The sequence below is a fragment of the Pseudomonas sp. DVZ6 genome (genome assembly GCF_024259445.1).
Classification (GTDB): domain Bacteria; phylum Pseudomonadota; class Gammaproteobacteria; order Pseudomonadales; family Pseudomonadaceae; genus Aquipseudomonas; species Aquipseudomonas peradeniyensis.
The window spans coordinates 50,355-74,871 of record NZ_JANCLM010000011.1; the positions used below are offsets into that span (position 1 = coordinate 50,355).

The 24,517-nt window shown below is 64.5% G+C and carries 28 protein-coding genes and 1 tRNA gene; 16 read left to right on the top strand and 13 right to left on the bottom strand.

Features of this window, described 5'->3' with window-relative positions:
• The first annotated feature begins 330 nt into the window (after window positions 1–330).
• Window positions 331–1,050 (top strand): META and DUF4377 domain-containing protein, encoded by a 720-nt coding sequence (locus NMG10_RS08520; RefSeq protein WP_232855606.1) that lies wholly within the window; start codon window positions 331–333, stop codon window positions 1,048–1,050.
• A gap of 56 nt (window positions 1,051–1,106) precedes the next feature.
• Here the strand turns inward: NMG10_RS08520 and NMG10_RS08525 are convergent, their stop codons facing one another.
• Both NMG10_RS08525 and NMG10_RS08530 read right to left on the bottom strand, forming a co-directional pair.
• Complete coding sequence (locus tag NMG10_RS08525; RefSeq protein ID WP_232855607.1) at window positions 1,107–1,499, bottom strand: nuclear transport factor 2 family protein; 393 nt, start codon at window positions 1,497–1,499, stop codon at window positions 1,107–1,109.
• Complete coding sequence (locus NMG10_RS08530; protein WP_232855608.1) at window positions 1,496–2,146, bottom strand: DsbA family protein; 651 nt, start codon at window positions 2,144–2,146, stop codon at window positions 1,496–1,498. Before NMG10_RS08530 ends, NMG10_RS08525 begins: the two co-directional genes overlap by 4 nt.
• Window positions 2,147–2,258: 112 nt before the next feature.
• On the opposite strand from NMG10_RS08530, the gene NMG10_RS08535 reads away from it, so the two are divergent.
• Window positions 2,259–3,152 carry a LysR family transcriptional regulator gene (locus tag NMG10_RS08535; protein ID WP_232855609.1) on the top strand — a complete coding sequence of 298 codons (894 nt, stop codon included), beginning with the start codon at window positions 2,259–2,261 and terminating at the stop codon, window positions 3,150–3,152.
• 91 nt (window positions 3,153–3,243) lie between these two features.
• Window positions 3,244–3,450 (top strand): DUF6434 domain-containing protein, encoded by a 207-nt coding sequence (locus tag NMG10_RS08540; protein ID WP_198742680.1) that lies wholly within the window; start codon window positions 3,244–3,246, stop codon window positions 3,448–3,450.
• A 68-nt stretch (window positions 3,451–3,518) separates the two neighbouring features.
• Here the strand turns inward: NMG10_RS08540 and NMG10_RS08545 are convergent, their stop codons facing one another.
• The 4 genes from NMG10_RS08545 to sohB all read right to left on the bottom strand — a co-directional run bounded on the left by NMG10_RS08545 (window position 3,519) and on the right by sohB (window position 6,684).
• The gene (locus tag NMG10_RS08545; RefSeq protein WP_028692450.1) at window positions 3,519–3,734 is read right to left on the bottom strand and encodes a hypothetical protein; all 216 of its coding nucleotides are present in this window, start codon (window positions 3,732–3,734) and stop codon (window positions 3,519–3,521) included.
• A 324-nt stretch (window positions 3,735–4,058) separates the two neighbouring features.
• Window positions 4,059–5,021 (bottom strand): hypothetical protein, encoded by a 963-nt coding sequence (locus tag NMG10_RS08550; RefSeq protein ID WP_232855610.1) that lies wholly within the window; start codon window positions 5,019–5,021, stop codon window positions 4,059–4,061.
• A gap of 428 nt (window positions 5,022–5,449) precedes the next feature.
• Window positions 5,450–5,523 (bottom strand) — tRNA-Cys (locus tag NMG10_RS08555).
• Between the two features lie 144 nt (window positions 5,524–5,667).
• Window positions 5,668–6,684: a protease SohB gene (gene sohB, locus NMG10_RS08560; protein ID WP_232855611.1), complete on the bottom strand. Its 1,017-nt coding sequence runs from the start codon at window positions 6,682–6,684 to the stop codon at window positions 5,668–5,670.
• A 199-nt stretch (window positions 6,685–6,883) separates the two neighbouring features.
• Here sohB and NMG10_RS08565 point away from each other — a divergent pair, with 199 nt between their 5' ends.
• The 4 genes from NMG10_RS08565 to NMG10_RS08580 all read left to right on the top strand — a co-directional run bounded on the left by NMG10_RS08565 (window position 6,884) and on the right by NMG10_RS08580 (window position 10,029).
• Window positions 6,884–7,597: a histidine phosphatase family protein gene (locus tag NMG10_RS08565; protein WP_232855612.1), complete on the top strand. Its 714-nt coding sequence runs from the start codon at window positions 6,884–6,886 to the stop codon at window positions 7,595–7,597.
• Window positions 7,598–7,651: 54 nt separating this feature from the next.
• Complete coding sequence (locus NMG10_RS08570) at window positions 7,652–7,969, top strand: SCP2 sterol-binding domain-containing protein (protein WP_203652286.1); 318 nt, start codon at window positions 7,652–7,654, stop codon at window positions 7,967–7,969.
• 197 nt (window positions 7,970–8,166) lie between these two features.
• Window positions 8,167–9,234, top strand: coding sequence for a phosphotransferase family protein (locus NMG10_RS08575; protein WP_186715188.1), 1,068 nt, complete (start codon window positions 8,167–8,169; stop codon window positions 9,232–9,234).
• A gap of 27 nt (window positions 9,235–9,261) precedes the next feature.
• Entirely contained in the window at window positions 9,262–10,029 is a 768-nt protein-coding gene (locus tag NMG10_RS08580) for an SDR family oxidoreductase (protein WP_046856224.1), read from the top strand.
• A gap of 158 nt (window positions 10,030–10,187) precedes the next feature.
• Here the strand turns inward: NMG10_RS08580 and NMG10_RS08585 are convergent, their stop codons facing one another.
• Window positions 10,188–11,009 (bottom strand): bifunctional 2-polyprenyl-6-hydroxyphenol methylase/3-demethylubiquinol 3-O-methyltransferase UbiG, encoded by an 822-nt coding sequence (locus NMG10_RS08585; RefSeq protein ID WP_232855613.1) that lies wholly within the window; start codon window positions 11,007–11,009, stop codon window positions 10,188–10,190.
• A gap of 136 nt (window positions 11,010–11,145) precedes the next feature.
• Here NMG10_RS08585 and NMG10_RS08590 point away from each other — a divergent pair, with 136 nt between their 5' ends.
• Entirely contained in the window at window positions 11,146–12,174 is a 1,029-nt protein-coding gene (locus NMG10_RS08590; protein WP_232855614.1) for a PAS domain-containing protein, read from the top strand.
• 195 nt (window positions 12,175–12,369) lie between these two features.
• On the opposite strand, the gene NMG10_RS08595 is transcribed toward NMG10_RS08590, so the two are convergent.
• On the bottom strand, window positions 12,370–12,720 hold the full coding sequence (locus NMG10_RS08595) for a hypothetical protein (protein ID WP_232855615.1): 351 nt from the start codon (window positions 12,718–12,720) through the stop codon (window positions 12,370–12,372).
• A 176-nt stretch (window positions 12,721–12,896) separates the two neighbouring features.
• Between NMG10_RS08595 and NMG10_RS08600 the strand changes: the two genes are divergently transcribed.
• From NMG10_RS08600 to NMG10_RS08615, 4 genes are all read left to right on the top strand, one after another.
• A complete protein-coding gene (locus tag NMG10_RS08600; RefSeq protein WP_046855050.1) occupies window positions 12,897–13,076 on the top strand; it encodes a hypothetical protein in 180 nt (59 codons plus the stop codon).
• A gap of 74 nt (window positions 13,077–13,150) precedes the next feature.
• Window positions 13,151–13,531, top strand: coding sequence for a glycine zipper domain-containing protein (locus NMG10_RS08605; protein WP_203652278.1), 381 nt, complete (start codon window positions 13,151–13,153; stop codon window positions 13,529–13,531).
• A gap of 243 nt (window positions 13,532–13,774) precedes the next feature.
• Entirely contained in the window at window positions 13,775–15,604 is a 1,830-nt protein-coding gene (locus NMG10_RS08610; protein WP_254464167.1) for an SLC13 family permease, read from the top strand.
• 115 nt (window positions 15,605–15,719) lie between these two features.
• Window positions 15,720–17,138: a sensor domain-containing diguanylate cyclase gene (locus NMG10_RS08615; RefSeq protein ID WP_232855617.1), complete on the top strand. Its 1,419-nt coding sequence runs from the start codon at window positions 15,720–15,722 to the stop codon at window positions 17,136–17,138.
• Between the two features lies 1 nt (window position 17,139).
• Here the strand turns inward: NMG10_RS08615 and NMG10_RS08620 are convergent, their stop codons facing one another.
• Window positions 17,140–17,901, bottom strand: a complete 762-nt coding sequence (locus NMG10_RS08620; protein ID WP_232855618.1) for a TSUP family transporter — start codon at window positions 17,899–17,901, stop codon at window positions 17,140–17,142.
• Between the two features lie 100 nt (window positions 17,902–18,001).
• On the opposite strand from NMG10_RS08620, the gene NMG10_RS08625 reads away from it, so the two are divergent.
• Window positions 18,002–18,919 carry a LysR family transcriptional regulator gene (locus tag NMG10_RS08625; protein ID WP_203652269.1) on the top strand — a complete coding sequence of 306 codons (918 nt, stop codon included), beginning with the start codon at window positions 18,002–18,004 and terminating at the stop codon, window positions 18,917–18,919.
• Between the two features lie 121 nt (window positions 18,920–19,040).
• Here NMG10_RS08625 and NMG10_RS08630 read toward each other — a convergent pair whose 3' ends face one another.
• A complete protein-coding gene (locus NMG10_RS08630; RefSeq protein WP_028691846.1) occupies window positions 19,041–19,232 on the bottom strand; it encodes a hypothetical protein in 192 nt (63 codons plus the stop codon).
• A 614-nt stretch (window positions 19,233–19,846) separates the two neighbouring features.
• Here NMG10_RS08630 and NMG10_RS08635 point away from each other — a divergent pair.
• A complete protein-coding gene (locus tag NMG10_RS08635) occupies window positions 19,847–20,407 on the top strand; it encodes a cysteine hydrolase family protein (RefSeq protein ID WP_254464168.1) in 561 nt (186 codons plus the stop codon).
• A 2-nt stretch (window positions 20,408–20,409) separates the two neighbouring features.
• Here the strand turns inward: NMG10_RS08635 and NMG10_RS08640 are convergent, their stop codons facing one another.
• The 3 genes from NMG10_RS08640 to NMG10_RS08650 form a co-directional block, all read right to left on the bottom strand.
• Window positions 20,410–20,763, bottom strand: a complete 354-nt coding sequence (locus NMG10_RS08640) for an SH3 domain-containing protein (protein WP_220689834.1) — start codon at window positions 20,761–20,763, stop codon at window positions 20,410–20,412.
• Between the two features lie 47 nt (window positions 20,764–20,810).
• Window positions 20,811–21,302 carry a GNAT family N-acetyltransferase gene (locus NMG10_RS08645; RefSeq protein WP_254464169.1) on the bottom strand — a complete coding sequence of 164 codons (492 nt, stop codon included), beginning with the start codon at window positions 21,300–21,302 and terminating at the stop codon, window positions 20,811–20,813.
• A gap of 78 nt (window positions 21,303–21,380) precedes the next feature.
• Entirely contained in the window at window positions 21,381–22,085 is a 705-nt protein-coding gene (locus NMG10_RS08650) for an SDR family oxidoreductase (RefSeq protein ID WP_254464170.1), read from the bottom strand.
• Window positions 22,086–22,188: 103 nt separating this feature from the next.
• Between NMG10_RS08650 and NMG10_RS08655 the strand changes: the two genes are divergently transcribed.
• A complete protein-coding gene (locus NMG10_RS08655; protein ID WP_254464171.1) occupies window positions 22,189–23,130 on the top strand; it encodes a LysR substrate-binding domain-containing protein in 942 nt (313 codons plus the stop codon).
• A gap of 269 nt (window positions 23,131–23,399) precedes the next feature.
• A complete protein-coding gene (locus NMG10_RS08660) occupies window positions 23,400–24,428 on the top strand; it encodes an alpha/beta fold hydrolase (RefSeq protein ID WP_232855624.1) in 1,029 nt (342 codons plus the stop codon).
• Window positions 24,429–24,517: the final 89 nt, after the last annotated feature.

Genomic DNA, 24,517 nt, shown 5'->3' on the forward strand with positions numbered 1-24,517 from the left:
GCTGGCTGTGCTGCAAAATCTGGCAACACTTACAGGCCACCCCGTCGATGAAACTCAATGGGATCGATGCTGTCCCATTGCCATCGGTTACTGCCGAGGCCGTCCGATAGCGCTCACAGACGTGGCAAGGTCCACATCGCGAAGCGATCCTGAAACGGCCTCGATATCCCGGTTTACCGGCGCGCGCATCCCACCTGTCGAGGATGCCGCCCTCATTTTTCAAGGCTGAAAGAGCGAACCATGAAACAGAACATTCTCCTCGTTGCCGTCTGCGCCGCCCTGCTCCAGGCATGTGCCCCGGCTTCCACCTCCCATGAAGGGACGCCTTCCATGCCCGCCACTGCCGCATCCAGCGCCACCCAGCCCAACCTCTCGGCCTACTACTGGAACCTGGTAGCGGCCAACGATGCGTCGGGCAAGCCCATCACCGCCATGGCCCCAGGCATCGAGGGCAAACTGCGGTTGAACTTCGCCGAACGCAAGCTGAACATCAGCGGAGGCTGCAACAACCAGTTCGGCGGCTATTCCTACCAGGACGGCGTACTGAAGGTGCAATCACTGGCCTCGACCCTGAAGGCCTGCGACAAGCCCCTGATGGAACTGGACGCCCAGGTCGGGCGCCTGTTCAAGGGCGACCTGCGTACCACCCTATCCGACGATGCCGGGGAGCCGATGCTGCAACTGACCACCCAGGACGGCTCTGTGCTGAAGTTCCAGGGTGAAGCCACCCCGGAGACCCGCTACGGCAGCAAGGGCGAGATCAAGTTCCTGGAAGTGGCCGCCAAGACCGTCAAGTGCAGCCATCCACTGATCCCCAACTACCAGTGCCTGCAAGTGCGCGAGCGTCGCTATGACGACGCCGGCCTGCAGTTGGCGACCCAGGACAGCTGGCACCCGCTGTACCAGTCCATCGAGGGCTTCGAGCACCGTGACGGCGTGCGCACCGTGCTGCGCGTGAAGCAATACGAATGGAAGAACCCGCCGGCCGACGCCCCGTCGCAGGTCTATGTGCTGGACCTGGTGGTCGAGCAGGACGCTTCGGGCAAGTAATTGCCAGTCGGCGCAGGCCGCCCTGCAGCGGCCTGCGCCTGGAACCGACAGCGACCTCAGGTGAGCGCCGCGTTGACCTGCGCACTGTCGACGTATTGCTCCATGCTGACGATCTTGCCGTTGTTCAGCCGGTACAGGTGGGCAAAGGTAGCCGTCATCGCCTTCCCGGTCTTGCGATAGGTCCCCGAGTAAACGCCAAAGGCGGCAACTCGGTCGTCCTCGGCCACATAGGTATGCACCTTGGCCTGGTAGCCATCCCATTCGGTGGCCAGGCGATGGAACACACCCTCCATGATCGCCCGGGGGCCGACATAGGTACCGGCATAAGGGAAACCGGCCGCCTCGGTCCAGGTCACGTCCGCTGCCAGCGCCGCCAGCAGGTTCTGGCCATTCTGTTCGGCTGAGCCTTCGTACGAGGCTCGGATGATGTCCAGGTTGCTCTTGCTCATGGCTTTACCCCCACGTTCAGCTCGCGAATGAAGGCCTGAAGATCTGAAAAGATAGCGCTGGCAGGTAACAACTGCAGGGCATCGTCCGCTTCTTGCAGGACAAATGTCGGGACGCCTCGGCCGCCCACGCGACCCAGCAAGGCACGCCCCTGCCCCACACGATCGTCATTAGCCTGCAGCAAAGCCGAATCCGGGCGCGTCAGCCGCTCGGCGGCGGCATTCAAGCCCAGGTTCGCCAGCACAGCTGCCAACGTCTCCAGTCGAGTCACATCCAGGCCATCGACATAGCGCGCCGCCTGAATCGCCTTGAGCGCTTCGAACTCGCGCTCAGGCGCAGTCAGGTTCACTGCGCTGAGCGCCAGGGTAGACGGACCACTGTCGAACGCCTGAAGGCGGTCGGCGAGTACCTGGTCGCGATAGCGCTCACTGAAGACCTGCCCGGTCAGCCGCTCGATGCGTTGGTCGTTGCTCCAGGCGTAGGCCGCAAAGTCATCATCCATGGCGCGAGCACCGCTGCCGGAAAACAGCCCCGTCGGTATCAGGCGCAACGCGAGGCCCGTGGATTCGAGAACCCGAGGCAGCGGTCCTCCTGCACCGTAGCACCAGCCGCACAGTGGGTCGAAGAGGTAAACCAGGGTCTTGTTCATGGTGAAACGCCTTGAATGGAATGCCTCGAATCTTATAGCGAGCGAATTGACATTTAAACGCATACGAAATAAACACACTGTATGCTACAAACATACATTAAAGGATATATCAATGACCGGCGCTTCCAGCCTGAACAGGCTTGCGTACTTCACCGCAGTGGTCGAAACCGGCTCCTTCACCGCAGCAGCAGAGCGCCTCGGCATCACCAAGGCCGTGGTCAGCCAACAGGTAGCGCGGCTGGAAAGCGACTGTCGTACCACACTGCTGGTTCGCAGCACGCGCAAAGTCCGCACCACCGAGGCGGGCCAACAGTTCTATCACCGCTGTGCATTGATCCTCAAAGAAGCTGAAGAGGCTTTCGAGGAATTGTCCGAAGCGGCCAGCGAGCCGACGGGCACCCTACGCCTGACCGCCCCTTTCGATTACGGCATCGGTGTCGTGGTGCCGGCCATCACCGCATTCTCGCAGCGATATCCGCAGTGCAAGGTCGAGGCACACTTCAGCGACCAGACCCTGGACCTGGGCGCCAACGATCTGGACCTTTCCATTCGCGTTGGCTGGATTACCGAGCAACATCTGCAGGCCCGGCGAATCGGCGAGTTTGCGCAACGGTTGGTGGCCGGCCCTCAGTGGCAAGCGCGAGCGGACAAACTGCAGGCCCCAGCGGAGGTGGCCGAGTTGCCGATCGTGGCGAACCTGGCGCTGCGAGAACCGACCCGGTGGGTATTTGCCAAGGACGCCACGCAGCGCGAAACAGTGGAGATGAAAGCCAGCCTGTCGCTCAACGCCACCTTGGCGGTGCGCGAAGCCACGCTGCTCGGGGCCGGGCTATCGGTCCTTCCGGACTATGTGGCGGAACCAGACCTGCAAGCAGGCCGGCTGATCGAGGTCCTGCCGCAATGGTCGCTGCCCCGAGGCGAGATCCATGCGGTCTTCCCGACGGCTCGCTTTCGACCGGTCAAGGTGCGTGCATTCATCGAGCTTCTGGCAAGCCGCCTGGCTTAATGAGACGGCACAGACCATCAGGTCAGGGCACGCCCGCGCAGCCGCCGACAATGCTACGCTCCTGGGATCACAGCCATCCAAGGGAATGAAGATGAGCTTCGACTGGCATGCTGGACCGATCACCCGCGCCACCCCACTGGACCGGCACTACCGGAACACACAGAAGGTCCGGCGGTTCCTGGTCGGTGAATGTGGCGAGGCCTTCAAGTTCGACCGCGCCTTCATGGCCTGGATCAAGAGCGCAGCGCCTGCCACCATGGGGGAAGTTGCGGATGAATGGCTGCGCAGACGCGGCTGATCCAGGCCGCTTGCTGTCCCACGCTGGCCGCCCGTACCCCCACCCCGGATGCTACCCGGTAGCCGCCTTCAGGATTGGCCTTTTTTAGCGTGGAACGGCGCGAAGGTCATACCGAAGAACCAGCCGCCGATCATTGCCAGCCAGATCGATTTGTATCCCTCTACGTTGTAGGCGCACCAATAGTTGATCGCCGTAATCACAACGAAAATCGAGAAAAACTGCTTGCGGGAGTACCTGCTCAGGTAACGGGTGGCTGCGGCGTCCAGTTCTTTGAGCTTTTTCATTGCGTTTCATCCTTGAATAACCAGTAGAAGCTCACAGCGGATCTACCGGCGGTCGCACACTTTCCTTCGTGGCCCACGATTGTCCCAGATGGCGGGGCGACGAACAATTCGCAGGCATTAAAAAACCGCAGCCACAGATCTGCGGGGTTTTGCCAATCTTCCAGCTTGTCCGCCAATGGGCTTGCAGCGCTGGCACCCAACTGAACCAGTCTCGCCGCACGTCCAGGCATCCCCCGAAGGGCCACCCTGGCTGTGGCGAGCCTGAATCAGAAATGAAAAAGCCCAGCGCGACGGCTGGGCTCCATTACGCAAGGAGATAGAAGATCATGGAGTCCAGTAAGCAATCTTGCCGGCTGCACCAACAGCTACAAAATTGCCGTTGCCGTAGGCGACGCTCCGGATATCGGTTCCTGCGAAAGTGTTGGCTTGCTGAACCCAGCCGATCCCATCCTCGGAAACGGCTGTCTTGCCGCCGTCGCCGACAGCTACATACTTGCCATTACCGTAAGCAATGTCGCGGATGATGGTTCCACCGAAACTGGTATCTTCAACAGCAGTCCAGCTAAGCCCATCGGATGAATATGCCATCTTGCCATCCGCACCAACGATAAACATTTTCCCGTTGCAAAGCTTCATGGAAAGGATGGTGCTAGTGCCGAAGGTGCTGGTTCTGGTCGCGAATGATTGCGGATTACCCGTTGGCATCTTCACAGCGCTAAGCAGCTTCCCATTCGATCCCGCAATCAACACAAAAACGCCAATGACGTTGACGCAGTGCACAGTCTCGCTAGAAGTGAAGGTCGTAGTGCGCTCCACCGTGCCTGACCAATCCTCATAACGGGAAAAGACTTTACCGTTAGACCCAACCAGTATCCAGGTCGCGATGTCGCCGTAAATTGGCTGATAATACACAATGCCATGCAAGTCTACATACGCGCGAGCAGCTGCCGTAAGGTCTGTCCAATCATTTAAAGGGCGTGCAATGCTGCCGTGGACCACATTGCCGGATTGAGAAAGGCCTTGAAGCGTTGTCCCAAGACCGTTCCAGTACAGCTCGTTGAGGACCTTTCCGCTATCAGAGGTGACGGCGCCCTTGAGCTTGGTCCACGCTGTACCAGTTGCGTCTCCGCTGATGAGCTGAGTGGTTGTGGGAAGACCGTTGCCACCAGCCGCATAAAACTTGCCTTGCGCAAAAACCACGCGCCTAAGCATGCCGGTGTTCTCCACCGGGTCTACTTGAGTCCAAAGATCTTGCAGGGTTTGAGACGCCGAGTTTGCGTTATCCATTTTAAACTCCGTTACTGAGCTGATTTAAGTTCAGGCCTCTGTATTGGGCGTATGGCGCTCATGGGCGATGGTTCGAGACTCGAGGTCCTCTGGCGAAGATCAGGGGTGATGAGGTTTCACCAACCTCAGACCTGTCGCTGATGTAGGAAATTATGCCACACGAATACTGTATATTCAACCAGTATTTTGAGGTTTTTATTCAGTGAACTTCGACGCATCCACCGCGCTTGAGTGGATTCGCTGATCGACATGCTCCGGTGTACCGGAAAGAGGGAATCACCGAGCGCGTTTACCGTCGAGTCGGTGCGATCGCCAAGCCCTCGAAGGGTTGAAGTTTCGGAACTCCATGCCTTTTGTTTCGGAACTCTTGGCATTTTCTGCGCACAAAGAAAAACCCCGCAGACCTAGATCTGCGGGGTTTCGAATGGTGGAGGCCGAGGTCGGAATCGAACCGGCGTAGACGGATTTGCAATCCGGAGCATAACCACTTTGCTACTCGGCCTCAAAGTCGGAGTCAGCTTTCGCTATCTCCTTGAAACCGCTGGGCTTTTTCAAGTCAGCTGCGTTTCGATGGACGCCATTATGTCGGCATTCGATGCACCTTGCAACCCCCTTGAAGAAAAAAATCTTCAAGGGGTTCAAGGTGTTAGCGCAGACGCCCGAGTTTGCTCCACAAACCGACCAGGGTGTTCTCCACTGCCCCGCTGGCGGCCACGCCGATACGCTCCTGCAGGCTCTTGCGCTCGGCGAAGCGCAGGTGGAACACATTGGCCTCGCGGGCGCTGCGGCTCAGGTACTCGTCGCTGGTGCCCAGTTCGTCGACCAACTGGCGATTGAGCGCGGCGATGCCCAGCCAGACTTCGCCAGTGGCCACCTCGTCTATATGAAGCTGCGGGCGGTAGCGGGCGACGAAGTCCTTGAACAGCTGGTGGGTGATGTCCAGGTCTTCCTGGAACTTCTCCCGGCCCTTGTCGGTGTTCTCGCCGAACACGGTCAGGGTGCGCTTGTATTCGCCGGCGGTCAGAACCTCGAAATCGATGTCGTGCTTTTTCAGCAGGCGGTTGACGTTGGGCATCTGCGCCACCACGCCGATCGAGCCCAGCACCGCGAACGGCGCACTGACGATCTTCTCGCCGATGCAGGCCATCATGTAGCCGCCGCTGGCGGCAACCTTGTCGATGCAGATGGTCAGCGGGATACCGGCCTCGCGGATGCGCGCCAGTTGCGAAGCCGCCAGGCCGTAGCTGTGCACCATACCGCCGCCGCTCTCCAGACGCAGCACCACCTCGTCACGCGGGGTGGCCAGGGTCAGTAGTGCGGTGATCTCGTTGCGCAGGCTCTCGGTGGCCGAGGCCTTGATGTCGCCGTCGAAGTCGAGGACGAACACCCGGCGCTTGTCCTCGGGCTTTTTCTTCTGCTGTTTTTCCGCCTTGGCCTGCTGCTTGCGCAGGGCCTTGAGTTGGGCCTTGTCGAGCAGGCCCGACTCAAGGCGCTCGCGCAGCTCCTTGTAGAACTCGTTGAGACGGGTAACCTGCAATTGCCCGCCCGGCTTGCGCCGCCCTTTGCCACGCAGGCCGGCGATGGCCGACAGCACCACCAGGATGGCGATCACCAGGGTGGCGGTTTTGGCGAGAAAGCTTGCGTATTCGGCAAGAAACTCCACATTGACTCCTTGATAAACCAGCGCCGCAACGGCGCGAACTGGATGCAAGCATACCGGGGCGCCAGGGCCGCTGCCAGCCGGTGAAAATGCTGGCAACACAGTTCAAACGACCTTTTCAAACGCTTGTATGTTTTTTCGTTGACAGCCCGCCTGGGGCAACCTAACCTCGCAGCAACCTCCAACCGGGCCGGACTTCAACGTGGGCAATCTCTACCTGATCCGACATGGGCAAGCCTCCTTTGGTGCCGCCGACTACGACGTGCTCTCGCCGGTCGGCGAGCGTCAGAGCCAGGCACTGGGCGAGCACTTCGCCCAATTGGGCCTGCGCCTGGACCGTTGCGTGGCCGGCACCCTGCGGCGCCAGCAGGACACCGCCCGCCTGGCCCTCGACGCGCTGCAGGCCCATGGCGAAGCAGCCCCGGCCATAGAGACCGACGCGGCCTTCAATGAGTTCGACGCCGACGGCGTGATCCGCGCCCTGCTCCCGGCCCTGCTGCCCGAAGAGCCCGAGGCCCTGCATGTGCTGCGCAACGGCGCCCAGCACCGCGGCGAGTTCCAGCGCCTGTTCGCCCTGATGGTGCAGCGCTGGCACGACGGCGAACATGCCCACGACGAACACCTGGAAACCTGGCAGGCCTTCACCGGCCGGGTCGGCGATGGCCTGCGGCGCCTGCTCGACAGCGCGGCCAGCGGCGACAACATCGCCCTGTTCACCTCCGGCGGCACCATCGCCGCCCTGCTGCACCTGGTAAGCGGAATCACGCCGGCTCAGGCGTTCACCCTGAACTGGCAGATCATCAACACGTCGCTCAGCCACCTGAAGTTCCGTGGCCGCGACGTCACCCTGGCTTCCTTCAACAGCCAAGCCCATGTGCGGCTGTTGCGGTTGCCGGAGCTCGTCACCTACCGATGAGCCCGGTCTGTTGTGTCCCTGCGGACGCGAATATCACTTAACAAGGAATACACCATGAGCGATGTAGCTAAAGCCGTCGAGGCGATGAAGGCAAAATTCAACCCATCCGCTGCCGCCGGCCTGGACCTGGTGTTCGGCTTCAACATCACCGACGAAGACAAGCACTACGCCCTGCTGGTCAAGGACGGCACCTGCGAGATCCAGGAAGGCGAGAACGCCGATGCCAACTGCACCCTGGTGATGGACAGCGAAACCCTCAAGGGCATCGTCAGCGGTGACACCGACGGCATGCAGGCCTTCATGGGCGGCAAGCTGCGCGTCGAAGGCGACATGATGCTGTCGATGAAGCTCAGCGAGCTGTTCCCGTCCTGATCGGCGCGGCGAATCGCCAATGAAAAAACCGAAGCCTGACGGGCTTCGGTTTTTTTTTGCCCGCTGCAAGGCCCGCCCATCAGGGCCATTGATCGCCCGGCAACACCCAGGCCAATAAACGTCTGGCACGCTTGTACCAGCTTTGACAGGAAATTAGATTAGCCAATAGTCCTTGCTACTGATCATAAGGAAATCGCATGACGCTCACCGACCAGTCCACCCAGGTACGCCCCGGCGAAGAACTCGACGCGGCCGTCATCGATCCGTACCTCAAGGATCACATTCCCGGCCTCGCGGGCACGCCGAGCATCAGCCAGTTCCCCGGCGGCGCCTCCAACCTGACCTACCTGGTCAGCTATCCGGACCGGGAGTTCGTGCTGCGCCGCCCGCCATTCGGCCACAAGGCCAAGTCGGCCCACGACATGGGCCGTGAGTTTCGCATCCTCAACCAGCTCAACGCTGGCTTCCCCTATTGCCCCAAGGCCTACGTGCACTGCACCGACGAGTCGCTGATCGGCGGCGAGTTCTATGTGATGGAACGGGTCAACGGCATCATCCTGCGCTCGGACATCCCCGCCGAACTGGACCTGGACGCCGGCCGCACCGAAGCCCTGTGCAAGAGTTTCATCGACCGCCTGGTCGAGCTGCACCAGGTGGACTACCAGGCCTGCGGCCTGGCCGACCTGGGCAAGCCGGAAGGCTATGTGCAGCGCCAGGTCGAAGGCTGGGCCAGCCGCTACGAAAAAGCCCTGACCCCCGACGCGCCGCGCTGGGAGCAGGTGATCGCCTGGCTGCGCGAGAAGATGCCCGCCGACCATCCGCGCCCGGGCATCGTGCACAACGATTACCGCTTCGACAACGTCATCCTCGACAGCGCCAACCCGATGCGCATCATCGGCGTGCTGGACTGGGAGATGGCCACCATCGGCGACCCGCTGATGGACCTGGGCAACAGCCTGGCCTACTGGATCGAGGCCGGCGACCCGGCGCCGGTGCAACTGATGCGCCGCCAGCCGAGCAACGCCCCCGGCATGCTTACTCGCCAGCAGTTCGTCGACTACTACGCCGAGCGCGCCGGCATCCGCATCGACAACTTCGACTTCTATTATTGCTACGGCCTGTTCCGCCTGGCCGGCATCGTCCAGCAGATCTACTACCGCTTCTTCCACGGCCAGACCCAGGACAAGCGCTTCGCCCAGTTCATCCACATGAACCGGCTGCTGGAGCAGATGAGCCTGCAACTGATCGGCAAATCCAGCCTGTAACTTCGGCAGACAACAAGGAATACGCGCATGTCCAAGACCCACCTGTTCGACCTCGACGGCAAGATCGCCTTCGTTTCCGGCGCCAGCCGCGGCATCGGCGAAGCCATCGCCCACCTGCTGGCCCAGCAGGGCGCCCATGTGATCGTCTCCAGCCGCAAGCTCGACGGCTGCCAGCAGGTGGCCGAAGCGATCGTCGCCGCCGGCGGCAAGGCCACCGCGGTGGCCTGCCACATCGGCGAGATGGAGCAGATCCAGCAGGTGTTCGCCGGCATCCGCGAGCAGTTCGGCCGTCTCGATATCCTGGTCAACAACGCCGCCACCAACCCGCAGTTCTGCAATGTCCTGGACACCGACCTGGGGGCGTTCCAGAAGACCGTCGACGTCAACATCCGCGGCTACTTCTTCATGTCGGTGGAGGCCGGCAAGCTGATGCGCGAGCACGGCGGCGGCAGCATCATCAACGTGGCCTCGATCAATGGTGTCTCGCCCGGGCTGTTCCAGGGCATCTACTCGGTGACCAAGGCGGCGGTGATCAACATGACCAAGGTCTTCGCCAAGGAGTGCGCGCAGTTCGGCATCCGCTGCAACGCCCTGCTGCCGGGGCTGACCGACACCAAGTTCGCCTCGGCGCTGGTGAAGAACGACAGCATCCGCAACGCCGCGCTGCAACAGATCCCGCTCAAGCGCGTGGCCGACCCGAGCGAGATGGCCGGCGCGGTGCTGTACCTGGCCAGCGATGCCTCCAGCTATACCACCGGCACCGCGCTCAATGTCGATGGTGGGTTCCTGTCCTGATCCGGATCCACGCACGCCCTGTGTAGGAGCGGCCTTGTGCCGCGAAAGGGCTGCGCAGCAGCCCCAGGATTTCAGCGCTGATGCAAAGATCGCGGGGCTGCTTTGCAGCCCTTTCGCGGCACAAGGCCGCTCCTACAGGGATGGCGCAACCCGCGGATCTATCCCTTGATCGCCTGCAACGTATAGCTCAGCGGCAACCGCCACGGCGCCTCGTTCAGGCGCCACTCGCCGTCATCGCCCAGCGTCATCTGCCCCGGCAGCGCTTCCCAGGGGATGCTCTGGTGCTCCTCCAGGCCAGTGATGCGCAGGCCGTTGTTCAGCAGCGCGGTGATCACCTCGCCCAGGCCATGGTTCCACTCATGGGTTTCGGTCTGGGTCAGTGCCTGGTCGGTTTCGACATAAGTCTCGTCACTGTGCCACACCGTCGGCGCCTCGCGCTCGAAGTACGGGTACTCCAGTTGCAGGCAGTCCTGATGGTCCTCGTTCACGGCCATCAGCATCGGGTGGCCGTCGCGCAGGAACAACCGCCCGCCCGGCTTGAGCAACGTCGCCACGGTCTGCGCCCAGCGCTCGATGCTCGGCAGCCAGCACAGCGCGCCGATGCCGGTGTAGACCAGGTCGAAAGCTCCCGCCGGCAATACCTGCGCGGCCTGATAGACGTCCGATTCGACATAGGCGATGCCCGCCCCACAACGCTCGGCCAGCTGGCGCGCCTGGGCCAGGGACGCCGCAGAGAAATCCAGGCCGCAGACCTCGGCGCCCAGGCGCGCCAGCGACAGGGTGTCGGTGCCGATATGGCATTGCAGATGCACCGCGCGCAGGCCGTGGATATCGCCCAGGCGTGGCAGGTCGAAGCGCACCACCTCGGACAGGTGCCCGGGCTCGGCGACGAAGCGCTCGACCTCGTAGTCCCCGGAGGCAGCGTGCAAGGGTGCGCGCTCGTCCCAACTGGCGCGATTGAGTTCCAGTGATCGGCTCATAGCGGTGCTTCCCTGTCCTGAGTGAGTCAGGCGCCACGTTAACCGGCCCTCGCCAACCCGGCAACCACCCCGTCAACCAGAAGTTGACGGCTCGGGTATACTGCCCGCTTCGTGCCCGCCCAAGGATCCAGCGCCCATGACCGAAAACAGCTTCGCCTTTCGCCTCAAGGAACTGCTCGAACACCACAAGCTGACCCTGCAGGCCGTGGGCACGGCGCTGGGGATCTCGCGCACGGCGGTGCACAAGTGGACCCGCGGCGGCGAGATCGACTACGACAACCTGCGCCGCCTGGCCGACCTGCTCAAGGTCAACTGGATCTGGCTGCGCTACGGCGAGGAGGCCCTGCACAACGTGCAGCAGGCCGAGGTGGTCGAGCTGCCAATGACCGACGTGCGCCGCCGCTACACCGCCGAGATCATGGAAAGCGAGACGCGCATGAAGCTGGCCCAGGAAGGCGCGCGCATCGTCACCTGGGAATGGAACCTGGTCACCGACGAGGTGACCTACTCGCCCAACGTCGAGGCGGTGTATGGCTGGCCGCTGCGCCGCAACGAGGACTTCTGGGAACACATCCACGCCGATGACGCCCGCCACATGCAGGGCATGTATGCCCAGGCGGTGGCCGACGGCACCGGCTGCGAATGCGATTTTCGCATCACTCGCCCCGATGGCGGCCAGCGCTGGATCGCCTCGCGCGCCACGGTGCTGCGTGACAGCGTCGGGCGCCCGGTGAAGATGGTCGGCATCAGCATGGACAACACCGAGCGCAAGGTCGCCGAAGAAGAGCTGCGCCAGAGCGAGGCGCGTTTTCGCACCATCTTCGAACTGGCCTGGGGCGCGCTGGCCTATATCGACCCGGATGGCAGCTGGCAGCGGGTCAACGGCAGCTTCTGCGAGCTGCTGGGCTACCGCGAGGACGAACTGTACGGCACGACCTTCCAGCAGATCACCCACCCCGACGACCTGCCGGGCAACCTGGCGTTGCTGCAGCGCATGCTGGCCGGCGAGATCGAGCGTTACGAGGTGCAGAAGCGCGTGCGCCACAAGGACGGGCGCTATATCTGGGTACGGGCGCGCACCTCACTCGAACGTCGCGCCGACGGGCAGCCGGAGCATCTGATCAGCGTGTTCGAGGACATCACTGCCGAGCGCGCGGCAGGGTAAGCATCACAGCGCCCCCCTGTGGGAGCGGGTTTACCCGCGAAGAATCCGACGCGGTGCTTGGCACCGGCTACGCCGGTGTTCGCGGGCAAGCCAGCTCCCACAGGTATCGCGCCAGACTCCAAAAATTGAGCAAGACAGTTGCTCCCACAGGGTGTCGATTTGCCTGTTCTAGTCCTGCACTGGCCTGGCTTCAAGTTATAGACAGGTGGCCGCCGCCGCCCGGCGCTGCAACGCCACGCCGTCATTCTTCTGCGCGTAATAGTCCACCCGCGTGCCTCCCGCCTGGGCGTAGACATCGACGAACGACTCCGCCTCCCGGGTATACACCGTGAACCCACCCTGCTTGCGCGCCTCCAGGTAGCCGCTGGCATCGACCCCGAAGGTGGTCTCTTCCTGCCAGCTGAACTGGATGCACTGGGCGACCAGGTCGGGCGTCTTGTGCGAATCCAGGCGTGCGGTGGGCGAGCCGTTGCGCGCCGCTTCCATGGTCGACGATGCACAGCCCGCCAGCAGCAGCGCCACGGTGATCGGCAGAATTGCTCGCATGTTCCATCCTCGGGACAAAAAAGAAGCAGACTCTAGCACTGCCGGGCCGGCCGGGGAATCGCCGCTACCGCTCATCGCCGCCGCGATAAAAGTTTGCGCGGCAAAGAACCAAATCGATCGCCACAGGTCACAGGAGGTACCGCGTAAACCGTTGCGGATCAAGGACCTATAACGTGATGAAACGCCTTGCAAGCCTTTCGATGGTCGCCACCCTGCTGCTGCTCGGTGGCTGCTACAGCAACCACTACCACGACGATGACGACGGCTGGCGCGACCGTGACCGCGGCCACCGTCATCACCATCGCCACGACCGTGACGATGACGACCGCCAGTACCGTGACCGCTACTACCGCTGAAGCGTCTTTCAAACCCTGACTCGCCGCCAACCACGCGGCACCCTCCCCCTGATGATTCCCCTGAGGTTCACAACATGCGTCTGACTCTGCCTTCCCTCGCCCTCGGCCTGCTGCTCTGCCAGGGCGCCTTCGCCGGTGACGGCACCGCTGCCATCGGCGGCGGCCTGGGCGGTGCCCTGGGCAACGTCGTCGGCAAACAGATCGGCGGCAGCACCGGCGCGGCCATCGGCGCGGGCCTGGGCGGCGCGGCCGGCAGCGCGGTGGGCGCACGCAAGGGCAACCGTGCCGAAGCCGCCATCGGCGGTGGCCTGGGTTCGGCCGGCGGCTCGCTGATCGGCGGCAAGCTCGGCGGCTCCACCGGCTCGACCGTCGGCGCGGGCCTGGGCGGCGCGGCGGGCGGCGCGATCGGCAACCACATGGGCGACAACAACCGCAAGCACAAGCATCGCCACTGATCCTGCAGGCGATCGCCCAGCCCTACGAGCGGCTTCACGCCCCCTGTGGGAGCGGGTTTACCCGCGAAACAAGCACCGCGGTGCCTGGCACCAGCTTTGCTGGTGTTCGCGGGTAAACCCGCTCCCACAGGGTTGGGTAATCCCCGGCAAAACACTGCAGCACGTCAACGACGCATTCGCGTCAAGCTGCCACACTAGGGCCATCGCCTTTCGTGCCCCTGTGTGAAGGAACATCCCCTCCCCATGAACCATGAGCTGCTCTGGGTCCTAGGCCTGCTGGCCGTCGTCGTCGTCCTGTTCATCATCAACCGCCCGCGCATGGACGTGGTCGCCCTGCTGGTGATCCTCGCGCTGCCGCTGTCCGGCATTCTCACCGTCGAGCAGGCCCTGGCCGGTTTCAGCGATCCCAACGTGGTGCTGATCGCCGCGCTGTTCGTGATCGGTGAAGGGCTGGTGCGCACCGGCATCGCCTACCGCATAGGCGAATGGATGAGCGAGCGCGCCGGCAACAGCGAGGCGCGCCTGCTGGTGCTGCTGATGGTGGCAGTGGCCGGCCTGGGCTCGGTGATGAGCTCCACCGGCGTGGTGGCGATCTTCATCCCGGTGGTGCTGAGCATCGCCGCGCGCCTGCAGCTCTCGCCCAGCCGGCTGATGATGCCGCTGAGCTTCGCCGGCCTGATCAGCGGCATGCTCAGCCTGGTGGCGACCCCGCCGAACGTGGTGGTGCACAGCGAGCTGGTGCGCCACGGCGAAAGCGGCTTCGGCTTCTTCAGTTTCACGCCCTTCGGCCTGGTGGTGCTGGTGCTGGGCATCGGCTACATGCTGCTGACCCGCCATTGGCTCAACGGCGAGGTGCGCAAGGACGGTCGCGTCGAGAGCCGCCGCACCCTGCTCGACCTGGTGCTGGACTACAAGCTCAGCGGCCGCGAGCGGCGCCTGCGTATCCGCCCCCATTCGCCGCTGATCGGCCATACCCTGGGCGAGCTGGAGCTGCGCACCCGCCACGGCGCCAACGTGATCGGCATCGAGCGCCAGCACAAGTTCACCACCCGGGTGATCACCGCCGACTCCGGCACCCTGCTGCAACAAGACGACGTGCTGCTGCTCGACCTGTTCGCAAACCGCGACGACCTGCGCAGCCTGTGCCAGTCGATGCTGCTCGAGCCCCTGCACTTCAAGGCGGCCTATTTCATCGACCAGTCCCAGGAAGTGGGCATGGCCGAGATCTCGCTGCCTCCGGGCTCGCAACTGATCGGCAAGACCCTTCTCGAGCTGACCTTCCGCACCCGCTATGACCTCAACGTGGTCGGCCTGCGCCGCGACCAGCAGGCGATCGAAGGGCAGCTGGTGGAAGAAAAGCTGCGCCTGGGCGACACCCTGCTGGTGGTTGGTCCGTGGAAGGCAGTGCGCCAGCTGCAGGGCAAGCCCCGCGACTTCCTGGTGTTGAGCCTGCCGGCGGAGATCGACCAGGTCGCCCCGGCCCGCGCCCGCGCGCCCTACGCGCTGATCAGCCTGGCGGTGATGGTCGTGTTGATGGTCAGCGGCCTGGTACCCAACGTCATCGCCGCCTTGATCGGCTGCCTGCTGATGGGCGCCGGCCGGTGCATCGACATGAACAGCGCCTACCGCGCCATCCACTGGCAGAGCCTGGTGCTGATCGTCGGCATGCTGCCCTTCGCCCTGGCCCTGCAGAAGACCGGCGGCATTGACCTGGCCGTCGGCGCCTTGGTCAGTACCCTCGGCGGCGCCGGGCCGAGCGTGATCCTCGCCTGCCTGTTCGCCCTTACCGCGCTGATCGGCCTGTTCATCTCCAACACCGCGACGGCGGTGCTGATGGCCCCAGTAGCGGTCAGCACCGCGCAGCAGCTGGGCATGTCGCCCTACCCATTCGCCATGACCGTGGCCCTGGCGGCGTCGGCGGCGTTCATGACGCCGGTGTCGTCGCCGGTCAACACCCTGGTGCTGGGCCCCGGCCAGTATCGCTTCGCCGACTTCGTCAAAATCGGGGTGCCCTTCACCCTGCTGGTGATGCTGGTCACCGTGCTGATGGTGCCGTGGGTGTTCGGCTTGTAGTCGGCGGCACGATCCAGGCGATTTGCGGCGAATTGACATCAATTGGCGACTTGAAAGACACTCTCAGACTATCGTCCCAGGTGCCTACGGCCGTTTTCCTGGATTTCGTCTTCGCTTGCCGGTCGAACCCATGGTGTCACCAGCCCCGTCGCGCCTGCTGCCCCTGCTGAGCCTGTTCGGCCTGACCCTGGCCTTGACCCTGGCCGGCATCCTCGCCCGCCCCATCGAATCGCTGTCGCTGTTCTGGCCGGTGAACGCGGTGCTCGCCGGGGTGCTGCTGCGCAATCCGCGCCAGGCCACCCCCTCCGGCTTCGCCCTGATCTACCTGGCCATGGTGGGCGCCGACCTGGCCTGCGGCAGCGCCTGGAAGCCAGCCTTGTGGTTCAACCTGTGCAACCTCGGCGCCATCGTCAGCATCTGGTACCTGATGGCCCGCCTGCCACGCGTGCACCGACGCCTGCGCACGCCCCACGGCACCCTGTACCTGTTCGGCGCCTGCGCGGTCGGCGCCGTGGTCGCCGCCAGCCTGGCCTGCGTGATGGCCACGCCCTGGTTCGAACAATCGCTGCGCGCCACCTGGCTTGCCTGGTTCAGCGAGCAGTTCTCCACCAGCGTGCTGGTCCTGCCCGTGCTGCTCACCGCGCCCTCGCCACGCGCCCTGAGCGGCCACGGCAGCGCCAGCCAGCCGATCCGCCTGGCGCCGCTGCTGGTGCTGCTCGCCTCGCTGGCGGTCAGCATCGTCTTCGGCGGCCCCGGGGCCATCGCCTTCCCGATCGCCGCGCTGCTGTGGTGCGCGCTCAGCTACTCGCCATTCCTGGTGGCGCTGCTGGCGCTCACCGCCGGCAGCACGCTGATCGTCGCCGTAGCGCAGAACCTCATGCACTTCAGCATCCCGCAGAGCGAATCGGGGGTCACCACCCTGATGTCGGCGCGCCTGGGCATCGCCATGCTGGTGCTCGGCCCGCTGGTGCTGGCCTGTGTCAGCAGCGCCAACCGCAGCCTGATGGCGCGCCTGGCGCATCAGGCGACCATCGACCACCTCACTGGCACCCTGTCCCGCAGCGCCTTCATCCGCCGCGCCCACGCCCTGCTCGACAACCGCCGGCAAGCGCCGCTGACCTTGATGATGCTCGACATCGATCACTTCAAGACCATCAACGACCAGCATGGCCACGCGGTCGGCGACCAGGTGCTGCGCCAGTTCGCCATGACCCTGCAGGACCAGTTGCACGACGGCGAGCTGTTCGCCCGCCTGGGCGGCGAGGAATTCGTCATCGTCGTGCCGGGGCTGGCGCCGGAACTGGCCAGGTTCACCGCCGAGCGCCTGCGTCGGGCGGTACAGGACCAGCACATCGCGCAGCCCGGGCAGGCGCTGCGGATCACCGTGAGCATCGGAGTAAGCGGCTGCACCGCCGACACCCCGGCGCCCAGCCTCGACGAACTGCTGGCCAGCGCCGACCAGGCGCTCTACCGGGCCAAGGCCCAGGGTCGCAACCGGGTCGAACAGGCCGAGGGACAGCGCCAGGTGGTGTGACTCAGCCGGCCAGCAGGTCCCAGCTCAGCTTGGCGATCAGCACGCACAGCAGCACCAGGAACAGCCCACGCACGAACCCCGCACCCTTGCGCACCGCCAGCCAGGTGCCAGTCAGCGCGCCGAGGATGTTGAACAGCGCCATCGGCAGCGCAATGGCCCACAGCACATTGCCCGACGGAATGAAGAACACCAACGCCGCCAGGTTGGTGGCGATGTTGACCAGCTTCGCCGAAGCCGAGGCATGCAGGAAGTCCAGGGCGAAGAAGCGGATGAACAGGAAGATCAGGAAGCTGCCAGTGCCTGGGCCGAACAATCCGTCATAGAAGCCGATGGCGCCGCCGATCAACACCGCCAGGCACTGTTCCTTGCGGCCGATCGCCATGGGTTTGTGCAAGGTGCCGAAGTCCTTCTTGCAGAAGGTGTAGATGGCCATCAGCACGATCAACACCAGCACCATCGGCCGCATCACGCTGGCCGGCACCAGCGACACGGTGGCCGCGCCGCAGAACGACATGACGAAGGCGCTCAGCGCCGCCGGCACGATCAGCCCCCAGTCCAGCTTGACCTTGCGGATGAACGAACGCGCCGCAAAGCTGGTGCCGCACACCGAGGCCAGCTTGTTGCTGCCCAGCAACGCCGCCGGCTGGGCGTTGGGCAGCACGTTGAACAGCGCCGGGATCTGGATCAACCCGCCGCCTCCCACGGCGGCATCGATCAGGCCAGCGGCGAAGGCGAACAGTGAAAGCAGGGCGATATCCATCATCTCGGGGTCCGGGCGGCATAAAACAGGCTGCCAGACTAATCAAAGCGGCGCGCTTGTGTTGAAATGCCATATTGCGAAAACTGCAACAAGGAACCCCGCTATGGCACTGGACATGCTGCGAGAAATACAGGCGTTCGTCAGCGTCGCGCACAAGCGCAGCTTCGTCAGCGCTGCCCGCGCCCTGGGTCGTTCGCCCAGCGCGGTGACCCGGGCCGTGCAGGCCCTGGAGGATAACAGCGGCGCCAAACTGTTCAACCGCAGCGCCAGTTCAGTATCGCTCACCGAGGCCGGCGAGCGGCTGCTGCCCCATGCCGAGCGCTTGCTGGATGTGCAACGGGACGCCGCCGACGAACTGGCAGCGCTGACCGGCGACGCCCAGGGCTGGATCCGCCTGGCCGCGCCCGAGGTGCTGGCCCAGCAGGTGCTGCCGGCGGTGCTGGCCGAATTTTCCCGCCGCCACCCCCACGTCACCCTCGACGTACAGTACGGCGACCAGGCCTTCGACCCGTTGCAAGGCAAGCTGGATTTCGTGATCCGCGGGGCCTTCCCGCAGTCCAGCGAACTGATCGGCTATCCACTATGGCGTTACCGCCGCCATCTCTACGCCAGCCCTCAGTACCTGGCATTGGCCGGCACGCCGCAGGTGCTGGAAGACCTCGAGCGGCATACGCTGATCCTGCACACCGCGCCGCGCATCCTGAAGGCCTGGCATTTCAGCAAGGACGGACACATCGTCAGCCTGCGCCCGCGACCACGGCTGCGCCTGGGCTCGGGGGTAGCTGTGCTGCAAAGCACCCTGGCGGGGGCCGGTATCGCCCGGCTGGCGGATTGGCTGGGGGAGCCGGAGGTACGTGCCGGGCGCCTGGTGCGGGTCTGCCCCGACTACCACCTGACATCCAGCACCGGGCAGGACCCGCAGATGCACGCCGTGTACCCGGCCGGCGACCTGCCGGCGAAGGTCCGCGAGCTGCTGCAGACCCTGCGCGAGGCCGGTCTGCGGGGAGGGGAACAGCCCTGAACCGGGCTGCTCAATTTCTGCTCAATCTAACAGAGGCCCTGAGAACCATGGCCTGTAGCGCTTTATCCACAGACCTACCCACGAATTTTGTGGACAGTTTCTGCAAGCCTTGAAGGAATTTTTACAAGCGCAGCAAGGCCGCATTGGCCAACTTGACCAACTCGATCCATTCGCTTGCGCTGATCACACCGGAACGCTCCAACTCTTCGGCACGGCGCAGTGCCTGATCGTAGTCCGCTTCGTGGAGGATGCCCTCACCGAGAAAACGACCGCGCCACTCCAGCATCGCTGCAGTGCCTTTCTTGCATTCCATAGTGTGTATTGTCTCCAAGGCAAGTAAACGGCCCGTGTGCCCGGGCCCTGGGATTGGGGGCGGGAGATTACACGAGCGACTTGTACTTGAGAACGACTTGCAGCTACCGCTTGTCTAGACGACTGCGGCCAGGAGGCGGGAAAAACTTGGGGAAGGGTCTGGCCCGCCATTGTGCCAGGCGGGCCGGGACAGGAAAAAGTTGCGGCTCAGCTTGGCGGAATGGTACCCAGCAGGCCAATCATGATAGTCAGCAGCAGAAAACCACCCAGAAACAGCGCGAGCTTGCCCATCGGAACCTCTACAGTGTGATGACGTAACGGCGCGGCTGGCCGCTGCGGCAGTGCAGCGGGGCAGCCTGCCCAGCGCACACCGGGTTGGAAGGCTGGGCCTGGACGTATTGTCCGGCAGCGGCTGATACGGTTACAGATTCAGGTTCGTGGAAAAAAAGCATATCAGATGATGATTTCTCCCATCGCGGGGCAAGCCCGCTCCCACGGGTAAACGACGCGAGGTTAATGCGATCGGCGTGGGAGCGGGCTTGCCCCGCGATGACATCTGCGCAGGCAATACACCTGTGCTACGGTCCAAAGCCCAGACAAGGAGAACTCCCGGAGATGACCGCGCCCGCCAGCAACGCCGCCCTGCTGATCATCGACATGCAGAACGGCATCAACCACCCACGCCTGGGCCGACGCAACAACCCCGAAGCCGAACAGCGCATCAGCGAACTGCTCGCCGCCTGGCGCGCAAGCACCCGTCCGGTGATACACGTGCGGCACATCTCCCGCGATCCGGATTCAGTGTTCTGGCCGGGCCAACCCGGTTGCGAGTTCCAGCCCACCTTCACCCCGCAGGCCAGCGAGACCGTGTTCGAAAAACACGTGCCCGACGCCTTCTGCAACAGTGGCCTTGAACGCTGGCTGCACCAGCGCGGCATCAGCCAACTGGTCATCGTCGGCGTGATCACCAACAACTCGGTGGAATCGACCGCGCGCTCGGCGGGCAACCTGGGGTTCGATACGGTGGTGGTGGCCGATGCCTGCTACACCTTCGACCAGCACGACCTGCAGGGCCGACTGTGGCCGGCGGAGGACGTCCATGCCTTGGCCCTGGGCAACCTGGCCATGGACTATGCGCGGATTCTCGACAGCGCGGCCGTACTGGACATGGCCTGAGCTCAGTCCTGCAGGCGCAGCTTCGCCAGCGGTACCCAGCCCAGCTCCCCGTTGCCAGCCCGACGACACCAGAGCCAGCCGTTCAGGGGGCGCAGGCCCTCCAGCGACTGGCCGGGGTCGACGTCCAGCTCATGGGCCGAATAGGCCTCCACTGCCCTGCCCCGGCCAACGCCAAGCCGCTCGATGAGCTGGCCGGGCACCCAGCCCGGCTCCTGGCCCTGGCAACGGCACAGGTACCAGTCCTCCCAGTGCTCGTCACCCTCGTAACGCTGGCCGATGTCCAGCAGCGTGCCTCGGGCGAAGGTGATGGGCGCAGGATACTCACTGCGGTGTGCGGCAATCACGACGTAGTTCACAGGCCTCTCCCTGGCTGCGAAAAGCGTCGATGCTAGTCGAAGGCCCTTCAGAGCACCATGATCATTTCGTGCCAGGCCATGCCGCCATGATCGGAGGCCGACGGGCGTACATAGGCGTAGCCCATCTTCTCGTACAGCCCGACATGCCGCTCCTTGCACATCAGGTGAATGGTCGCCTTGCCGCGCTCGCGCATCTGTTCGACGAAACGCGCCATCAGCCGGCTGGCATGGCCCAGGCCCTGGTACGCAGGGTCGAGCACCACCGACATGATCACCACGTTGGGTGCCAGCGGATCATGCCCGACCAGCTCCTTGAAGGCCTCGTCCGACATCACCACCTGGTCGGCGCAGCCGCTGTTGATGAAGCCGATCACCTGGCCATCGACCTCCAGCACCAGAAAGCCCTCCGGGTACTGGGCGATGCGCGTGGCGATCTTCTCGCGGGTGGCGGCTTCGTCGCCTTCGTAGGCGCTGGTTTCGATCTGGTAGCAACGGTCCACGTCGGTTGCCGTGGCCTGGCGGAACATCGGGGTGCTCATGGGGCAGATCCGGATAGCGGGAAACAGGGGCGACATGCTAACGGAAGTCGCCGCCCAGCTGTATGCCCGCCACGCCAGTTACACCGAACGGGTGATGCCGCCATCGACCCGCAGGTTCTGCCCGGTGATGTAGCCCGCGCCCTCGGAGGCCAGGAAGGCGACAGTGGCCGCGATCTCCTCGGCCTTGCCGTACCGCTCCATGGGAATCCGGCTACGGAATTCCTCTTTCTCCGGCAGGCTGTCGATAAAGCCCGGCAGCACGTTGTTCATACGGATGTTCTCGGCCGCGTAACGGTCGGCGAACAGCTTGGTGAAGGCCGCGAGCCCGGCGCGGAACACCCCGGAAGTCGGGAACGTCGGATCCGGCTCGAAGGCGGCGAAGGTCGAGATGTTGATGATGGCGCCGCCACCCTGGCGCTGCATGATCGGCGTCACCAGGCGGGTCGGGCGCACCACGTTGAGGAAATACACCTCCATGCCACGGTGCCAGTCGTCGTCGCTCAGCTCGAGAACCGGCGCGCGCGGGCCGTGGCCTGCGCTGTTGACCAGCACATCGACCCGCCCCCATTGCTGCATCACCGTGTCGACCACACGCTGCAGGTCTTCTACCGACTGGTTGGAGCCGGTCACGCCGATGCCGCCCAACTCGGCCGCCAGCGCCTCGCCCTTGCCGGACGACGACAGGATCGCCACCCTGAAGCCATCGGCGGCCAGCCGCCGCGCGGCCTCGGCACCCATGCCACTGCCGCCTGCGGTGATGATTGCAACTTTCTGGGAAGACATATGCTGCTCCTTATGGGAGTTGATCAAGTAGGCCCATGAAGCCAGAATCCGGCTTATCGCACCAATCACAAATACTGGCAGCAGCCTGCAGGAAATCTACTGGATGAGCGCGCCCAAGCGACGCAATGCCCCCGCCATCGTCAATCACCTGGTGGCCTTCGAGGCCGCCGCTCGCCTGGGCAGCTTCCGCGCCGCCGCCGACGAGCTGCACGTCACCCCCGGCGCCGTCGCCCAGCAGGTGCGCACCCTCGAGGACAAGCTCGGCCGCCCGCTGTTCGAGCGCCTGCCCCGAGGCCTGCGGCCCAACCCGGACGGCGCCGACTACCTGACCCGCGTGCGCCTGGCCCTGGACATCATCGAGGACGCCACCGGCGAACTGCTGGAGCGCGACAGCCAGCGCGATCCCCGGCAGATCCTGCTCAGCACCACCCCCGCCTTCGCCAGCCGCTGGTTGATCCCGCGCCTGGGCCTGCTGGCCCAGGCCCACCCGCCGGTGGCGCTGATGATCGATGCCTCCGACAGTACCCGCCCGTTGAGCGGCAAGGGCGCCGTGGACCTGGCGGTGCGCTGGGGAGCCCCGCCCTTCGCCGACGCCTATGCCCTGCCCCTGCTGCCCGGCGTGGCGGTGCCGGTATGCGCGCCGGCATTGCGCGGTGAACACCCTTGGCGGCAAGCCGCGGATCTTGCGCAGCAGCCGCTGATCTCCGACAGCCACAACAACTGGAAGCGCTGGTTCGATCACTACGCGCTGCCCGGCACGCGCTTCAGCGGCCCGGTGTTCTCCCAGACCATCCTCGCCATCGAGGCCGCCGAGCAAGGCATGGGCATCGCCCTGGTGCCCCGCCTGCTGGTGGCGAATGCCCTGAAGGCCGGCACGCTGGTACTCGCCCTTGAAGACCATGAACTGCACAGCAACGCCGGCTTCCACCTGCTCGCCGGCCATGCTCCGCAGGCAGGCTCGGCCGCCGAGCAAGTGGTGCACTGGCTGCAGGCGCAAGCGAACGATGAAACCCAAGAACGCCCAAATCACAACGCTCTGATTTAGCGGGCTAGCGAGGTCTGCGTGGGAGCGGGCTTGCCCCGCGATCACCGGCATGGCCGGTGCCATCCATTGCATCGCGGGGCAAGCCCGCTCCCACGCAGATAGCTGAAACTGCTCACGAAGCCCTGCCCTTGTGTAGCATTCTGTGTACCAACCGCCTCCCGATACACACGAACGCCCACCCCACCAGCACCCGACACACCCCGGACACAGCCACCTCCTTAACTACACGCCATCCCGCCCACACCGATGGCCCGCCAAGGAGATGCACCATGTTCGCCAGCGCCAACCGCCTCAACCGCTCAGCCCTGCTCGCCTGCGCCCTGCTGCCTCTGGCCCTGCTGACCACCACCCCCGGTCAGGCCGAGGAAACCCGCTCGCCTGCCGCAGCCCGCCAGTCCACCCCCTTCGGCCCGCTCAAGCATGTCCAGGCCGGCGTGCTGGACGTCGCCTACGTGGAACAAGGCCCCGCCGACGGCCCGGTGGTGATCCTCCTGCACGGCTGGCCGTACGACATCCACAGCTACGAGCAGGTGGCGCCGCAACTGGCCGCCCAGGGTTACCGGGTGCTGGTGCCCTACGCCCGCGGCTACGGCGACACCCGCTTCCTCTGCGCGAACACCCCGCGCAATGCCCAACCCGCCGCCCTGGCCAGCGACGTCATCGCCTTCATGGACGCCCTTGGGATCAAGCGCGCCGTGCTCGGCGGCTTCGACTGGGGCGCGCGCACCGCCGATATCGTCTCGGCCCTGTGGCCCGAGCGGGTCAAGGCGCTGGTGTCGGTCAGCGGCTACCTGATCAGCAGCCAGGAAGCCGCCAAGGCCCCGCTGCCGCCCAGCGCCGAACTGCAGTGGTGGTACCAGTACTACTTCGCCACCGAGCGCGGCCGCGCCGGCTACGACAGCAACCGCCACGCCTTCGCCCGGCTGATCTGGCAGACCGCCTCGCCGCAGTGGAAGTTCGACGACGCCACCTTCGAGCGCAGCGCCAAGGCCCTGGACAACCCCGACCAGGTCGCCATCACCGTGCACAACTACCGCTGGCGGCTCGGCCTGGCCCAGGGCGAGACCCGCTACGACCCGCTGGAGGCGAAGCTGGCCACCTTCCCCGCCATCGGCGTACCCACCATCGCCCTCGAAGGCGATGCCAACGGCGCGCCGCATCCACCGGCCGAGGCCTACGCCAAACGCTTCACCGGCAAGTACGCCTACCGCCTGGTGAGCGGTGGCATCGGCCACAACCTGCCGCAGGAAGCGCCCGAGGCATTCGTCAAGGCCGTGGTGGATGCGGACCATCTGTAAGGGCAATTGCAACATATCGTTTCGGCAGCGCATGTCGGGTGCCGGGAGACGCGGATTGCCTCTGCAACCCGTCTGTTCCGTGGCAGGCC

Excerpts from the sequence above, each read along its gene's own strand:
- NMG10_RS08590 (WP_232855614.1), top strand. The coding sequence starts at position 11,146 with ATGACCGAAAACAGCTTCGCCTTTCGCCTCAAGGAACTGCTCGAACAC.
- NMG10_RS08585 (WP_232855613.1), bottom strand. The coding sequence starts at position 11,009 with ATGAGCCGATCACTGGAACTCAATCGCGCCAGTTGGGACGAGCGCGCA.
- NMG10_RS08595 (WP_232855615.1), bottom strand. The coding sequence starts at position 12,720 with ATGCGAGCAATTCTGCCGATCACCGTGGCGCTGCTGCTGGCGGGCTGT.
- NMG10_RS08600 (WP_046855050.1), top strand. The coding sequence starts at position 12,897 with ATGAAACGCCTTGCAAGCCTTTCGATGGTCGCCACCCTGCTGCTGCTC.
- NMG10_RS08660 (WP_232855624.1), top strand. The coding sequence starts at position 23,400 with ATGTTCGCCAGCGCCAACCGCCTCAACCGCTCAGCCCTGCTCGCCTGC.
- NMG10_RS08570 (WP_203652286.1), top strand. The coding sequence starts at position 7,652 with ATGAGCGATGTAGCTAAAGCCGTCGAGGCGATGAAGGCAAAATTCAAC.
- NMG10_RS08605 (WP_203652278.1), top strand. The coding sequence starts at position 13,151 with ATGCGTCTGACTCTGCCTTCCCTCGCCCTCGGCCTGCTGCTCTGCCAG.
- NMG10_RS08520 (WP_232855606.1), top strand. The coding sequence starts at position 331 with ATGCCCGCCACTGCCGCATCCAGCGCCACCCAGCCCAACCTCTCGGCC.
- NMG10_RS08655 (WP_254464171.1), top strand. The coding sequence starts at position 22,189 with ATGAGCGCGCCCAAGCGACGCAATGCCCCCGCCATCGTCAATCACCTG.
- NMG10_RS08630 (WP_028691846.1), bottom strand. The coding sequence starts at position 19,232 with ATGGAATGCAAGAAAGGCACTGCAGCGATGCTGGAGTGGCGCGGTCGT.
- NMG10_RS08575 (WP_186715188.1), top strand. The coding sequence starts at position 8,167 with ATGACGCTCACCGACCAGTCCACCCAGGTACGCCCCGGCGAAGAACTC.
- NMG10_RS08540 (WP_198742680.1), top strand. The coding sequence starts at position 3,244 with ATGAGCTTCGACTGGCATGCTGGACCGATCACCCGCGCCACCCCACTG.
- NMG10_RS08625 (WP_203652269.1), top strand. The coding sequence starts at position 18,002 with ATGGCACTGGACATGCTGCGAGAAATACAGGCGTTCGTCAGCGTCGCG.
- NMG10_RS08645 (WP_254464169.1), bottom strand. The coding sequence starts at position 21,302 with ATGAGCACCCCGATGTTCCGCCAGGCCACGGCAACCGACGTGGACCGT.
- NMG10_RS08580 (WP_046856224.1), top strand. The coding sequence starts at position 9,262 with ATGTCCAAGACCCACCTGTTCGACCTCGACGGCAAGATCGCCTTCGTT.
- NMG10_RS08525 (WP_232855607.1), bottom strand. The coding sequence starts at position 1,499 with ATGAGCAAGAGCAACCTGGACATCATCCGAGCCTCGTACGAAGGCTCA.
- NMG10_RS08545 (WP_028692450.1), bottom strand. The coding sequence starts at position 3,734 with ATGAAAAAGCTCAAAGAACTGGACGCCGCAGCCACCCGTTACCTGAGC.
- NMG10_RS08620 (WP_232855618.1), bottom strand. The coding sequence starts at position 17,901 with ATGATGGATATCGCCCTGCTTTCACTGTTCGCCTTCGCCGCTGGCCTG.
- NMG10_RS08550 (WP_232855610.1), bottom strand. The coding sequence starts at position 5,021 with ATGGATAACGCAAACTCGGCGTCTCAAACCCTGCAAGATCTTTGGACT.
- NMG10_RS08535 (WP_232855609.1), top strand. The coding sequence starts at position 2,259 with ATGACCGGCGCTTCCAGCCTGAACAGGCTTGCGTACTTCACCGCAGTG.
- NMG10_RS08635 (WP_254464168.1), top strand. The coding sequence starts at position 19,847 with ATGACCGCGCCCGCCAGCAACGCCGCCCTGCTGATCATCGACATGCAG.
- NMG10_RS08650 (WP_254464170.1), bottom strand. The coding sequence starts at position 22,085 with ATGTCTTCCCAGAAAGTTGCAATCATCACCGCAGGCGGCAGTGGCATG.
- NMG10_RS08610 (WP_254464167.1), top strand. The coding sequence starts at position 13,775 with ATGAACCATGAGCTGCTCTGGGTCCTAGGCCTGCTGGCCGTCGTCGTC.
- NMG10_RS08530 (WP_232855608.1), bottom strand. The coding sequence starts at position 2,146 with ATGAACAAGACCCTGGTTTACCTCTTCGACCCACTGTGCGGCTGGTGC.